This window comes from Pseudomonas fragi (assembly GCF_025426255.1).
GTDB classification, from domain to species: Bacteria; Pseudomonadota; Gammaproteobacteria; order Pseudomonadales; family Pseudomonadaceae; genus Aquipseudomonas; species Aquipseudomonas kulmbachensis.
The window spans coordinates 481,582-494,906 of record NZ_CP104861.1; the positions used below are offsets into that span (position 1 = coordinate 481,582).

Genomic DNA, 13,325 nt, shown 5'->3' on the forward strand with positions numbered 1-13,325 from the left:
AACTCTTTATGCGAGTTGTTAAGGCCCAAGGCCGTTGGCGTTGGCGCGCCTAATATTTCTCTGCCGGCCCCGCCGGACCTGCCCCCTGCGTTTTCCTGAATGGCTCCCCCTCGGTTGGTGTGTTCAAACCAGCAACTGAAACTGCGGGCATAGAGTTCTGAAAACAGTTTTGAATGTCAGTGAATTCAGAGGTTTAGCAACATGTTGCTGATGATCGATAATTACGACTCTTTTACTTACAACGTTGTGCAGTACCTCGGCGAATTGGGTGCCGAGGTCAAGGTGGTGCGCAATGACGAACTGACCGTGGCCCAGATCGAAGCGCTCAAGCCTGAGCGTATTGTGGTCTCGCCCGGCCCGTGTACACCGAACGAGGCGGGTATCTCCCTCGAAGCGATCAAACACTTTGCAGGCAAGCTGCCAATTCTGGGCGTGTGCCTGGGCCATCAGTCCATCGGCCAGGCTTTTGGCGGTGATGTGGTTCGCGCCCGACAAGTGATGCACGGTAAGACCAGCCCGGTGTATCACCTCGATACTGGGGTGTTCCAGGGCTTGAACAACCCGTTGACCGTGACCCGTTATCACTCGCTGGTGGTCAAGCGCGAAACCCTGCCTGACTGTCTTGAGCTGACCGCCTGGACTCGGCTTGAAGATGGCACGGTCGACGAGATCATGGGCTTACGCCACAAGACGCTGAACATTGAAGGGGTGCAATTTCACCCTGAATCGATCCTGACCGAACAAGGTCATGAACTGTTTGCCAACTTTCTTAAACAAACCGGCGGCACGCGCTAAGGACTTCAAATGGATATCAAGACAGCCCTGAACCGTATCGTCGGTCATCTCGATCTGAGCACCGATGAAATGCGCGATGTAATGCGCGACATCATGACCGGTCAATGCACCGAGGCGCAGATTGGCGCGTTCATGATGGGCATGCGCATGAAGAGCGAAAGCATCGACGAAATCGTCGGTGCCGTGACCGTAATGCGCGAATTGGCAGACAAGGTAGAGCTCAAAACCCTCGATGGCGTGGTCGATATTGTCGGCACCGGTGGTGACGGCGCGAATATCTTCAACGTATCCACAGCTTCGGCTCTGGTGATTGCGGCTGCAGGCTGCACCGTGGCCAAGCACGGTAACCGTGCGGTATCTGGCAAGAGCGGCAGTGCGGACTTGCTCGAAGCAGCGGGTGTATATCTGAACCTGACCCCTGCACAAGTAGGCCGTTGCATCGACAGCGTAGGTATCGGTTTCATGTTCGCCCAGTGTCATCATGGCGCCATGAAACACGCAGCCATTCCGCGTCGCGACCTTGGCCTGCGAACCCTGTTCAATATGCTTGGCCCGCTTACGAATCCGGCTGGTGTGTTGCATCAAGTAGTGGGTGTTTTCAATCAGGCACTGTGCCGGCCTTTGGCTGAAGTGTTGCAGCGTCTGGGCAGCAAGCATGTGCTGGTGGTGCATTCGCAAGACGGCCTGGATGAGTTCAGCCTGGCAGCGCCGACCTATGTGGCGGAGTTGCATAAAGGTGAAATCAAGGAATATTGGGTCCAGCCTGAAGACCTGGGCATCAAGAGCCAAAGCCTGTTTGGCCTGGTGGTCGACAGTCCGGAGCAATCGCTGGAGTTGATCCGCGATGCCTTGGGTCGTCGCAAAACTGAAGCGGGCCAGAAAGCCGCTGAAATGATTGTTCTCAATGCGGGTGCTGCACTGTATGCCGCTGACCTTGCCTACACTCTTAAAGAAGGTGTGGAATTGGCCCATGACGCGCTGCACACCGGGTTGGCCCGAGAGAAGCTCGAAGAGCTGGGCGCATTTACCGCGATTTTCAAGCAGGAGAATGAAGCATGAGTGTGCCAACCGTTCTGGAGAATATTCTGGCGCGTAAAGTTCAGGAGGTTGCCGAGCGCAGTGCTCGCGTGAGCCTGGCAGAACTCGAACGTCTGGCTGCTCAGGCTGATCCGGTTCGCGGCTTTGCCAATGCCTTGTTGGCACAAGCCAAGAAGAAACAGCCCGCGGTAATTGCCGAAATTAAAAAGGCTTCACCCAGCAAGGGTGTGATTCGCGAGCACTTCGTGCCTGCCGAAATTGCCAAGAGCTATCAAACGGGCGGCGCGACCTGTTTGTCCGTGCTGACCGATATCGACTACTTTCAAGGCGCCGATGCGTACCTGCAACAGGCACGCGCGGCCTGTACCTTGCCGGTAATTCGCAAGGACTTCATGATCGATCCGTATCAAATCGTCGAAGCCCGTGCGTTGGGTGCCGACTGCGTGCTGTTGATCGTGTCCGCTCTGGACGACGTGAAAATGGCCGAACTGGCTGCCGTTGCCAAAAGCGTAGGGCTTGATGTGTTGGTTGAAGTGCATGATGGCGATGAGCTTGAACGCGCACTTAAAACCCTCGATACGCCTTTGGTGGGGATCAACAACCGTAACCTGCACACGTTTGAAGTCAGCCTGGAGACCACGCTGGATCTGTTGCCACGTGTTCCTCGTGACCGTTTGGTGATTACCGAAAGCGGGATTCTTAATCGTGCGGATGTCGAACTGATGGAAATCAGCGAGGTGTATTCGTTCCTGGTTGGCGAAGCTTTTATGCGCGCCGAGAATCCAGGTACCGAACTGCAGCGCTTGTTCTTCCCTGAGCGGGTTGTACCGGTGACGGGTTCGACACTGGACTGACCTGCAAAACTTCCTGTGGGAGCGAGCTTGCTCGCGATGCAGGCAACGCGATCTGTCAGGTAAATGCGGTGATGCCATCGCGAGCAAGCTCGCTCCCACCGTCATTGTTGTTCTGCGTTTGGAAGGAATCTTATGCCGCTGGTCAAACAACTCACTGTCGAAGCAGGCCTCAAGGCCGAGCAGGATTTGCTGGCCTCGGTTTGTGCCGGGGAGTTGGAGGCTGGAGTGCTGTTCTGGCAACCCACGGATCGGGCGTTGGTCATGCCGCGCCGCTTGAGTCGCTTGCCGGGTTTTGAGCAGGCCAGTGTCGAGTTGGCAGCCAGCGGCTGGCCTATTCTGTTACGTGAAACGGGTGGCGAGCCGGTTCCTCAGTCTGCGTCGACGATCAATATCGCTCTGGTCTACGCGCCTTTGCGCAGTGAAGGTGACCATGGGCGTATCGAAACCGCGTATCGACGCTTGTGCGAGCCCATTTGCGATTTGTTGACTCACTTGGGTGGTGCTGCGTCTTTGGGTGAGGTTGAGGGCGCGTTTTGTGATGGTCGTTTCAACGTCAATCTCAATGCTCGCAAGCTGGTCGGAACTGCTCAGCGCTGGCGACAGAGCCAAGGTGGGCAGCGACCTGTCGGCCTGGTGCACGGTGCATTGCTGGTCGATAACGAGCGTGAGTCGATGGTGGCTGCGGTCAATCGTTTCAATCAACTGTGCGATCTTGAGCAACGCTGCTTGGCTGACAGCCACATTGCCTTGCACGAAGCGTTTGTTGCCCCCGACTTCTTTGAGCGCCTGAGTGCCAGCTATCAACAGATCCTGGCGCCCTTGCTCAAGCCTTAACGTGTACCGAACACCACCATGGTCTTGCCTTTGACGTTCACCAGGTTCTGTTCTTCCAGACCTTTTAGTACGCGGCCAACCATCTCTCGCGAACAGCCGACAATCCTGCCGATTTCCTGACGGGTAATCTTGATTTGCATGCCGTCAGGGTGGGTCATGGCGTCAGGTTGTTTGCACAGCTCAAGCAGGCAGCGAGCAACTCTTCCCGTGACATCAAAGAACGCCAGGTCGCCGACCTTGCGCGTGGTGTTGCGCAGGCGTTGAGCGATTTGGCCACTTAGCGCGTAAAGAATTTCTGGCTCTTGCTGTGTGTATTCTCTGAATTTTGAATAGCTGATCTCTGCTAATTCGCACTCGGTCTTGGCCCGAACCCATGCGCTGCGTGTCTGTTCCTGTCCCGGTTGTTCAAACAGACCCAGCTCGCCAATAAAGTCTCCGCTATTGAGGTAGGCAATGATCATTTCACGACCGTCCTCGTCTTCAATCAAAACCGTTACCGAACCTTTGATAATGAAGAACAGTGTGTGTGAGGACTCGCCTGCGCAGATGATATTGCTCTTGGCCGGATAACGTTTGCGCTGGCAAAAAGTCAAAAACTTGTCGAGGTTCTTGATTTTGGGTATGGGAGAAAGAGCAACCATGGTTGTATCCCGAAAAGCTTGCACAGTAAGGGTTAGATCTATTTTTATATAGAGCGCTTGCTGGCTGGCGCCAGCGATTTGGCGCCAGCTTACCAGACAGGTTCTGCTGGGTTTGCAGAATTTTCCCCGCCGGATGCCAGAGAAACGCTTCAGTGTGGCGAGTTATCAGTTTCTGGCCCTGTGCTAAGCTGGCGCCCCTTTTAAAACAGTGGAGTCTGGGCGATGAAGGCACGCATTCAATGGGCTGGCGAAGCCATGTTTCTGGGCGAATCAGGCAGCGGCCACGTCGTTGTGATGGATGGTCCGCCTGAAAGTGGTGGTCGCAATCTGGGCGTACGCCCGATGGAAATGCTGTTGTTGGGGCTCGGTGGGTGCAGCAACTTTGACGTTGTCAGCATACTCAAAAAATCGCGTCAGGCGGTTGAGAGCTGCGAGGCGTTCCTGGAAGCAGAGCGCGCCACCGAAGATCCAAAGGTGTTCACCAAGATCCATCTGCACTTTGTGGTCAAGGGCCGAGGTTTGAAAGAAGCTCAGGTCAAGCGCGCCATCGAGCTGTCGGCCGAGAAGTATTGCTCGGCATCCATCATGCTGGGCGCTGCAGGTGTTGCGATTAGCCACGACTACGAAATCATCGAGTTGGGCTGAGCGAGTCGCCATTACGGTTGCAGCATAAAAAAGGGCCTGAGTTCAGCCCTTTTTATGCGCAAAGTACCGCTACAAACTGTAGCTGCCCAAAGTTAGAGGCTGCGATCAGATGCGGTACGTGCTTTTGGTCATGACTTTGGCCATCAGGCTCATGCCAAATTTGACCGGGGCAGGGAAGCGGTAGCCGCCTGCATTGAGCGCCGACTCTGCGTGTTGTTCTTCGTCGATACGCATTTGCTCGAGAATTGCCCGAGACTTCTCGTCTTCAGCCGGCAGTTGCTCAAGATGTTCGTTCAGGTGTTTGCACACTTGATCTTCGGTCGCCGCCACGAACCCCAGACTGACTTTGTCGCTGATCAGCCCTGCTGCCGCGCCGATGCCAAACGACATCCCGTAAAACAACGGGTTCAGTACGCTTGGGTGGCTACCCAACTGACGGATGCGCTGCTCGCACCAGGCCAGGTGGTCGATTTCTTCTTCAGCGGCATGTTCCATCGCTTCGCGCACATGGGGCAGCTTGGCAGTCAGGGCCTGGCCCTGATACAAGGCTTGGGCACAGACTTCGCCGGTATGGTTGATACGCATCAGCCCGGCTACATGGCGAGTGGCCTGGGCGTCTAACGGGTTTTCAGGTTTGACGATGGCAGGCGACGGCCGATGAGGCATACCGCTGAAAGGCAGCAGTGTGCGCAAGGCGGTATCGGCTTGTAACAGAAGACGGTCAATCGGCGAGTAGTGACGTTGGGTAGTCATGCTTACCTCCGGAAAAAATCACGGTGGTCAGTTTACCCCAATCAGGCGGGCGGAGTTTGCGTTGGATCATGGGTGAATGTGGGAGCTCTGCAGCTCCCACGGCAGAATCGTTGGCCAATCAGCCCGGTGGCCAGTTCATCTGGCGTTGACCTAAAACGTGCATGTGAATGTGGTAGACCGTTTGGCCACCCTTTTCATTGCAGTTCATCACTACGCGGAAACCGTCTTCGCAACCCAGTTCTTTGGCCAGACGTTGCGCTGTGAACAGGATATGGCCTGCCAGAGGTTTGTCTTCTTCGGTCAAGTCGTTAAGCGTGCGTATCGGTTTTTTCGGAATGACCAGAAAATGGATCGGAGCTTGTGGGGCTATATCGTGAAAGGCGAGCACTTGATCATCTTCGTAAATGATCTTTGCGGGTATTTCACGGTTGATGATCTTGGTGAACAGAGTATCCAAAGCTGTGTCTCCGTGAGTGAAGTCCGGTCTGAGTGTACTCAGGGTGGTGAGTTACGCCCAGTCTCGTTAACGAGGGCAGTAGGATTTGTTGACTGAGGCGGCAATTTTCCGCGTCATCCAGCGCGAGAAGACTCGTGGGAGACGCGTTAGCCAGCGGTTGCGTCGACCCGGAATGATGATCGCCTTGTTTTTGTCGAGGGCGCGCACGGTGTAGAGCGCAACTTCTTCGGGGCTCAGGGCTCTGGCGTTTTGCTTGATGGCGTCGGTGTTCATTTTAGCCGCATCGAAAAAGCCGGTTCGGGTAATGCCAGGGCAAAGGACCGAGACCTTGATGCCGGTTTTTTTCACTTCTTCGCGCAAACCTTCGGAAAAGTGCAGCACATACGCCTTGCTGGCAAAGTAGGTGCTGAGCCACGGCCCGGGCTGGAAAGCTGCGATCGAGGACACATTGAGGATTTGCCCGCCGCCCTGAACTGCCATCATGTTGCCGATGGCATGGCACAAGCGGGTGAGTGCCAGAACGTTGAGTTCAATCAGGTCTTGCTCGGCGCTCCAGTCGTGAGCCAGAAAAGGGCCGCAGGTGCCGATGCCTGCGCAATTGACCAGCAAGTCGATCTGGCGGTCACCTTCTTCTAGCTCCAGCAAGAAACCTGACAAACGCAGGGGTTCGCCCAAATCGCAGGCGCGGAACAAAACCTCAACCCCAAAACGCTGGGTCAGTTCAAGTGCAATGGTTTCCAGAGCATCCCGCTGGCGGGCCACCAAAATCAAACTGCGCCCGCGTCGGGCAAGGGCTTCAGCCAGGGCCAGGCCAATGCCGCTGGAGGCGCCAGTGATTAAAGCGTAACGGGTCATGCTGTTCTCCATTGCAACGGTACAGTCCGGTGACAATGATGTCCCTGGCGTTAACGCGTTCATTAAGGCGGGCAGTCTACAGGCTGTTGCTGTTGACTGCGTTGATCAACGCAGTCAACAGGCCCAAAGCAAAGAGGGCGATCATTGCGCAGATGCTCAGACCAATCAAAAAGATGGTGATCGAGGCGATGACGTTGACCGCCCGGCTGTTCGGTGGCGGCGGGGGACCATATTTATTGGGGCCGGGAGTGCCAGGCATCAATAGCATCATCAGGGACAGAACCAGGTTGGCCACGGGCACCAGATGCAGCAACAGCATCCAGGCGGACCAATTGAGGTCGTGCAAACGCTGGGCACCCATTCTCAGGCCAAGGATGAAATAGACCATCGAGAGTGTAGCCCCGCAGGTAATGCCAAGGGTGGGCGACACCTTGACTGCGAGCAGAACCAGAAGCGACGTCACCATGGCGATGACGGTGAGTACCATGCTCCAGGCCAGCAGCCTTAAACGCCCGATGCGGCCGCTGAACCCTACAGGGTCCAGTGCCGCATAGGGTTCTTGAGGGATTTTGTCCAGGCTAAGCTCGGGCATGGTGGCATCCTTGTCCGGATATGTTTAACAAAAGCCCGCCGAAAATGGCGGGCTTGGCAATGTCAGTGGTGCGGCCAATGTTGCGAGAGCCTTGAGGTGAGGTCTTGCGCCTTGCGGTATTCCTCATCCAGGCGCGCGATCAATTGATCGATAGTTGGCAGATCGTGAATATCCCCGACACCTTGCCCGGCAGACCATACCGTTTTCCATGCTTTGGCTTCATCGGTAAGCGGCTTGAGTTTATTGCCTGCCCCCGTTTCGCTTTTACCCTGGAGTGCGGCGAGGTCGAAACCTGCGTTTTCAAGGCTTTGGCGCATAAAACTGGCGGGTACACCTGATACCGCTGGGGTGTGGATGATATCGGCGGCGCGGGATGTCAGCAGCATATCTTTGTAGGCGTCAGGAGCATGGCTCTCTTGGGTAGCGATAAAGCGTGTGCCGAGGTAGGCAAGGTCTGCCCCCAGAACTTGTGCCGCCAGAATCTCGTGGCCGTGGTTCAGGCAGCCAGACAGCAGCACGGTTTTGTCGAAGAACTGACGAATTTCGGCCAGCAGGGCAAAAGGGCTCCAGGTGCCGGCATGGCCGCCAGCACCAGCGGCGACGGCAATCAGACCATCGACTCCGGCTTCTGCGGCTTTTTCTGCATGACGCCGGGTGGTGACATCGTGGAACACCAGGCCGCCATAGCTGTGGACGGCATCCACCAGCTCTTTGACTGCCCCAAGGCTGGTGATGACGATTGGCACCTTGTGTTCAATGCAGATCGCCAGATCTGCCTGCAACCGTGGATTGCTGTTGTGCACAATCAGGTTTACGGCGTAGGGCGCAGGGTTATCCAATGTGGCGAGCCCTGCTTCTATTTCTTCAAGCCATGCCTTGAATCCGCTGCTCTCGCGTTGGTTGAGCGCAGGAAAACTGCCAACAACCCCGTTACGACAGCAGGCCAGGACAAGTTGAGGGTTGGAAATCAGAAACATGGGGGCGGCAACTACCGGCAGGCGCAAGCGTTGTTCAAGCAGGGCGGGCAGTGACATTGGATAACCTCGGATCTTCAGGAAGTGAGTTTAAAACGGTTTGACCACCACCAGAATTACGATAGCCAGCAAGAACACCACGGGCACTTCGTTGAACCAGCGATAGAACACGTGAGTGCGCTTGTTTTCACCACGAGCGAAGCGTTTTAGCTGCGCGCCACACATGTGGTGATAACCGATGAGCAGAAAGACCAGCGTCAGTTTGACGTGCATCCATCCTTGGCTGAGAAAGCCAGGGTTGAGCATGAGCAACCAGCCCCCGAAAATCAGGGATGCGATCATTGCCGGGCCCATGATGCCGCGATACAGCTTGCGCTCCATGATGATGAATCGTTCTTTGCTAACGGAATCTTCGCTTTGTGCGTGGTAAACAAAGAGGCGCGGAAGGTAAAAAAGGCCAGCAAACCAGCAGACGATGCTGATGATGTGGAAGGCTTTGAGCCATAGATAAAGCATTTTTAGTTATTCCCAGGTTCACGGTAGATCAAATAGTAGTAGTAGAGCGTCCGGGAGTCACCTTGGCGGTTGTCGCAGGGGCGTGGTGTCCCTATTATCGAAGGCTTTCCAGTGGTTTCGTTGAGGGCAGGTTATGGTCAAGGTCGGTATTGTCGGCGGCACGGGTTACACCGGGGTCGAATTGCTGCGTTTGCTGGCACAGCATCCGCAGGCTGAAGTGGTTGTCATCACTTCTCGATCCGAGGCTGGCCTGCCAGTTGCCGATATGTATCCCAACCTGCGCGGTCACTACGATGGTCTGGCCTTCAGCGTGCCGGACACACAAACGCTGGCCGCGTGCGATGTAGTGTTTTTCGCAACACCACACGGTGTAGCCCATGCGTTGGCTGGCGAGTTGCTGGCTGCAGGTACCAAGGTTATCGACCTCTCGGCTGATTTCCGGCTGCAGGATGCTGATGAGTGGGCCAAGTGGTACGGCCAGCCCCATGGTGCGCCAGAATTGCTGGGGGAGGCCGTTTACGGCTTGCCGGAAGTCAATCGTGAGCAAATCAAACAGGCGCGGCTGATTGCTGTGCCGGGTTGCTATCCAACGGCAACACAACTGGGCTTTATTCCTTTGCTGGAAGCGGGCCTGGCTGATACCGCGCAATTGATCGCGGACTGCAAGTCGGGTGTGAGCGGCGCCGGTCGTGGTGCAAGCGTGGGCTCGTTGTATGCCGAAACGTCAGAAAGCATGAAGGCGTATGCAGTTAAAGGTCATCGTCATCTGCCAGAGATTCGCCAAGGTTTGCGTCGTGCTGCCGGCAAAGACGTGGGTCTGACCTTCGTGCCGCATCTGACACCGATGATTCGCGGCATTCACTCCACGTTGTATGCGGCCGTGGTCGATCGTTCTGTCGATTTGCAGGCACTGTTCGAGAAGCGTTACGCCAACGAGCCTTTCGTGGATGTGATGCCAGCGGGCAGCCATCCGGAAACCCGTAGCGTACGCGGCGCCAACGTGTGCCGTATTGCCGTGCATCGGCCGCAGGACGGCGACCTGGTTGTGGTGTTGTCGGTCATCGACAACCTGGTCAAGGGCGCTTCTGGCCAAGCAGTGCAGAACATGAACATCATGTTCGGTCTGGACGAGCGCCTGGGCTTGTCGCACGCAGGGATGCTGCCTTAAAAGCAGCTGCAGGTTTCAAGCTATAAGCTGCAAGTAGCGAGCTTTTCACTTGCGGCTTGTAGCTGATCGCTTGCCGCTACCCTCAAATAGTTGACCGCTTTTCTAGGAGAAGCGGATAATGCGCGTTATCACGCATTATGGCGGCATAACGCCGGGAGATAGTCAGCATGAGCGTCGAATCCTTCACCCCCATGGCTTTGCAATTCACCGAAGGTGCTGCGCACAAGGTGAAGAGCCTGGTCGATGAAGAGGGTAATGATCGTTTGAAGTTGCGCGTATTCGTTACGGGCGGCGGTTGTTCCGGTTTTCAGTATGGTTTCACCTTCGATGAAGAAGTGGCCGATGACGACACCCTTGTTGAGCGCGAAGGCGTTAGCCTGGTGGTCGATCCAATGAGCTTCCAGTACCTGGCGGGCGCCGAGGTGGATTATCAGGAAGGTCTGGAAGGCTCGCGCTTTGTGATCAAGAACCCGAATGCCACCACAACCTGTGGTTGCGGATCATCGTTCTCGATCTGATTGTGTTGTAAAAGCTTCAAACTCAACGCCGCGTAGATTCGCGGCGTTTTGCTGTCTGCACTTTGTCAGGCAGGGTAGATGGCGCCCAATACGCGCAAACCGCGTGCGCCCGTGACGCTGGGGCGGTTGGTGGGGATGCTTTCCAGGCAACAGTGCGCAAGCCATGCAAAGGCCATTGCTTCAACCCAGTCGGGATCAACGCCCTTGGCTTGGGTGCTGCTTACCTTGGCTGGCGCCAGCAAGTCTGCCAGGCGGGCCATCAGCGCCGCATTGTGGGCGCCGCCACCACATACCAGCAGTTCATCAGTATGTGGCTGAGCAGCGCGCAGTGACTGCACGATGGTCTGCGCGGTGAGCTCCAGCAGGGTTGCCTGAACATCTTCTGCTGGGAAGGTTGGCAGGCGGAACAGGTGCTGTTTCAGCCACGCCAGATTGAAAACCTCACGCCCTGTGCTTTTTGGGCCCTTGGTCTGGAAGAAAGGATCGCTGAGCAGGGCGTTGAGCAGCAGTGGCTCAATCTTGCCGCTGGCGGCCCACTGACCGCTGCGGTCGTACAGTTCGCCGCGCTGCTCTTGTATCCAGGCATCCAGCAGGACATTTCCTGGGCCACAATCGAATCCTGCAACAGGAGCAGTAGGTGTTATCAGGCTTAGATTGCTGAATCCGCCTACGTTCAGCACTGCCCTGTTTCCGATTTCATTCGTGAACAAGGCTTCGTGGAAAGCGGGAACCAAGGGTGCACCCTGGCCTCCGGCAGCCACATCGCGACGACGAAAGTCACCTACGACACAGATGCTGGTTAGTTCGGCCAGCAGAGCCGGATTGCCGATCTGTACGGTAAAGCCCCGGGCGGGTTCGTGGCGTATGGTCTGGCCATGACTGCCGATAGCGCGGATATCTGTCGGGGAGAGTTGTTGCTGCGCGAGGAGTGCGTTAACCCCCTGTGCAGCCAGCTCGACCCAATGGTTCTCTGCGATTGCACAGCGTGCCACTTCGTCCGGGCCGCTCGCGCACAAGCCAAGCAGCTCACTTCGCAAGGCTTCTGGCATGGGGGTGTAATGGGTGGCGAGCAAGGTGATGCTCGGCCCCAGCTCAACAAGGGCGATGTCCATACCGTCGAGGCTGGTTCCGGACATCACACCTATATAGAGGGCCATGACTTAGCGCTTGCTCGAGGCCAGGAGGGTGGCCTTTTCCTGGTTCATGCGGGCCATCAATGGCTGGCTTTGTTGCAGGAAGCGAGTGCGCTCGGCTTTGGCAATCGGGTCGGCCATCGGCAGCTTCTGGCCCAATGGATCAACGTGTACGCCATTGACCTGGAACTCGTAGTGCAGGTGCGGGCCGGTCGAAAGGCCGGTTGTACCGATGTAGCCAATCACTTGGCCTTGCTTGACCGAACCGCCAGTTTTAACGCCTTTGGCGAAGCCCTGCATGTGCCCGTAAAGCGTGCGATAGGTATTGCCGTGTTGAATGATGACGGTGTTGCCATAGCCGCCGCGACGGCCAGCCAAGAGTACTTTGCCGTCACCGGTTGCCTTGATTGGTGTGCCGCGCGGTGCTGCGTAATCCACGCCTTTGTGGGCGCGGATCTTGTTCAGGATCGGGTGCTTGCGGCCCGAGGAGAAGCGCGAGCTGATGCGGGCGAAGTCTACCGGTGTACGGATAAATGCCTTGCGCATGCTGTTGCCATCAGCGGTGTAGTAATTGGTAATGCCCTGCTTGCTGGTGTAACGCACGGCGGTAAAGGTTTTACCGCGGTTAGTGAAGCGAGCCGAGAGGATATTGCCCGTGCCAACAGCTTTGCCGTTGACCACTTTCTGCTCGTAGACCACTTCGAATTGGTCGCCTGGGCGAATATCCTGAGCGAAGTCGATGTCGTAACCAAACACTTTGGCCATGTCCATCGTCATGCTGTGTGGCAGGCCTGCACGCTGGCCGGAGACAGAAAGCGAGCTGCTGATAACGCCGTGTACATACGCCGAACGCATGGTTGGTTGGGTGGTGACCCGGCGAAAGGTATAGCCTTTGGCGCTTCTGTTGAGGGTGATCGTCTCAAGATCGCTGACCTGGCTGTGCAATTTGTTCAACTGCTGGCCGTCGGGGCTCATTTCAAATTCGAGCTTCTGGCCGTGCTTGAGCTGGCTGAACTGCTTGGCTTGTTTGTCGCTGGCCAGTACTTCATGTACGGAGGTCGCAGGCAGGCCAACCTTCTGGAACAAGGTCGAGAGCGTATCACCCTTGCTGACGATGACTTCGCGGTGGCTGGGAGCCTTTGGTGGCTCGATTTTGGCCGTTTCTACAGGGGCGCTGTCCTGCTGTTCAATCTGGGCAAATGGTGGTGGGCTCGCTTCATTTGTGGCTTGGACGAGCTCTGAAGCGTCTTGATCTTGTGTCAGTTGTTCAGCAGGGGTTTCCAACTCCAGATTCAGAGTCGTTCTTTTGGCTTCTACTTCGCTGGAAGGAAATACCAGCAAGGCCAAGCTTAAGAGAGCGGCGATACCACTTGCTGCAAGCAGGTGGGTCTTCGGATAAAGCGGTGGCGCTTTAGGCGGTTGACTGGTCATAGATGATTTTGACTTTGAGATAAAGGATGAATTGGAAAAGATGACTGGCACAATGAATATGAAATAACTGTATAAAATATAACCAAATCGCCCTTGAAGCAAGTCCGCGAGCTATTCGCGC

General features: G+C 56.0%; 16 protein-coding genes. 7 read left to right on the forward strand and 9 right to left on the reverse strand.

All coding sequences use genetic code 11. From position 1 onward, the window contains the following. The first annotated feature begins 201 nt into the window (after positions 1-201). The 4 genes from N7D90_RS02270 to N7D90_RS02285 all read left to right on the forward strand — a co-directional run bounded on the left by N7D90_RS02270 (position 202) and on the right by N7D90_RS02285 (position 3,521). Positions 202-795 carry an aminodeoxychorismate/anthranilate synthase component II gene (locus N7D90_RS02270; RefSeq protein WP_261740718.1) on the forward strand — a complete coding sequence of 198 codons (594 nt, stop codon included), beginning with the start codon at positions 202-204 and terminating at the stop codon, positions 793-795. Between the two features lie 9 nt (positions 796-804). Further along, positions 805-1,854, forward strand: a complete 1,050-nt coding sequence (gene trpD, locus N7D90_RS02275) for an anthranilate phosphoribosyltransferase (RefSeq protein ID WP_261740719.1) — start codon at positions 805-807, stop codon at positions 1,852-1,854. Next, positions 1,851-2,687, forward strand: coding sequence for an indole-3-glycerol phosphate synthase TrpC (gene trpC, locus N7D90_RS02280; RefSeq protein ID WP_261740720.1), 837 nt, complete (start codon positions 1,851-1,853; stop codon positions 2,685-2,687). The genes trpD and trpC overlap by 4 nt, the downstream gene beginning before the upstream one ends. 132 nt (positions 2,688-2,819) lie before the next feature. Beyond that, on the forward strand, positions 2,820-3,521 hold the full coding sequence (locus tag N7D90_RS02285) for a biotin/lipoate A/B protein ligase family protein (protein WP_261740721.1): 702 nt from the start codon (positions 2,820-2,822) through the stop codon (positions 3,519-3,521). On the opposite strand, the gene crp is transcribed toward N7D90_RS02285, so the two are convergent. Continuing rightward, a complete protein-coding gene (gene crp, locus N7D90_RS02290; RefSeq protein WP_261740722.1) occupies positions 3,518-4,162 on the reverse strand; it encodes a cAMP-activated global transcriptional regulator CRP in 645 nt (214 codons plus the stop codon). The genes N7D90_RS02285 and crp overlap by 4 nt on opposite strands. Positions 4,163-4,384: 222 nt before the next feature. Here crp and N7D90_RS02295 point away from each other — a divergent pair, with 222 nt between their 5' ends. Beyond that, complete coding sequence (locus tag N7D90_RS02295) at positions 4,385-4,807, forward strand: OsmC family protein (RefSeq protein ID WP_003444470.1); 423 nt, start codon at positions 4,385-4,387, stop codon at positions 4,805-4,807. Positions 4,808-4,912: 105 nt separating this feature from the next. On the opposite strand, the gene coq7 is transcribed toward N7D90_RS02295, so the two are convergent. The 6 genes from coq7 to hemJ form a co-directional block, all read right to left on the reverse strand. Then, a complete protein-coding gene (coq7, locus tag N7D90_RS02300) occupies positions 4,913-5,560 on the reverse strand; it encodes a 2-polyprenyl-3-methyl-6-methoxy-1,4-benzoquinone monooxygenase (RefSeq protein WP_261740723.1) in 648 nt (215 codons plus the stop codon). A gap of 118 nt (positions 5,561-5,678) precedes the next feature. Then, positions 5,679-6,017, reverse strand: coding sequence for a histidine triad nucleotide-binding protein (locus N7D90_RS02305; RefSeq protein WP_083369746.1), 339 nt, complete (start codon positions 6,015-6,017; stop codon positions 5,679-5,681). Between the two features lie 66 nt (positions 6,018-6,083). After that, a complete protein-coding gene (locus N7D90_RS02310) occupies positions 6,084-6,872 on the reverse strand; it encodes an SDR family NAD(P)-dependent oxidoreductase (RefSeq protein WP_261740724.1) in 789 nt (262 codons plus the stop codon). 76 nt (positions 6,873-6,948) lie between these two features. Beyond that, entirely contained in the window at positions 6,949-7,464 is a 516-nt protein-coding gene (locus tag N7D90_RS02315; protein ID WP_261740725.1) for a DUF805 domain-containing protein, read from the reverse strand. Between the two features lie 62 nt (positions 7,465-7,526). Further along, the gene (locus tag N7D90_RS02320) at positions 7,527-8,498 is read right to left on the reverse strand and encodes an NAD(P)H-dependent flavin oxidoreductase (RefSeq protein WP_261740726.1); all 972 of its coding nucleotides are present in this window, start codon (positions 8,496-8,498) and stop codon (positions 7,527-7,529) included. 30 nt (positions 8,499-8,528) lie between these two features. After that, on the reverse strand, positions 8,529-8,954 hold the full coding sequence (gene hemJ / locus N7D90_RS02325; RefSeq protein WP_261740727.1) for a protoporphyrinogen oxidase HemJ: 426 nt from the start codon (positions 8,952-8,954) through the stop codon (positions 8,529-8,531). A 133-nt stretch (positions 8,955-9,087) separates the two neighbouring features. On the opposite strand from hemJ, the gene argC reads away from it, so the two are divergent. Together argC and erpA are read left to right on the forward strand one after the other, a co-directional pair. Then, entirely contained in the window at positions 9,088-10,122 is a 1,035-nt protein-coding gene (gene argC / locus N7D90_RS02330) for an N-acetyl-gamma-glutamyl-phosphate reductase (protein ID WP_261740728.1), read from the forward strand. A 167-nt stretch (positions 10,123-10,289) separates the two neighbouring features. Continuing rightward, positions 10,290-10,640, forward strand: a complete 351-nt coding sequence (gene erpA, locus N7D90_RS02335) for an iron-sulfur cluster insertion protein ErpA (RefSeq protein ID WP_016782396.1) — start codon at positions 10,290-10,292, stop codon at positions 10,638-10,640. Positions 10,641-10,705: 65 nt separating this feature from the next. Here the strand turns inward: erpA and N7D90_RS02340 are convergent, their stop codons facing one another. Together N7D90_RS02340 and N7D90_RS02345 are read right to left on the reverse strand one after the other, a co-directional pair. Then, positions 10,706-11,797, reverse strand: a complete 1,092-nt coding sequence (locus N7D90_RS02340) for an anhydro-N-acetylmuramic acid kinase (protein ID WP_261740729.1) — start codon at positions 11,795-11,797, stop codon at positions 10,706-10,708. A gap of 3 nt (positions 11,798-11,800) precedes the next feature. After that, on the reverse strand, positions 11,801-13,204 hold the full coding sequence (locus N7D90_RS02345; protein WP_261740730.1) for a peptidoglycan DD-metalloendopeptidase family protein: 1,404 nt from the start codon (positions 13,202-13,204) through the stop codon (positions 11,801-11,803). Positions 13,205-13,325 lie beyond the last annotated feature (121 nt).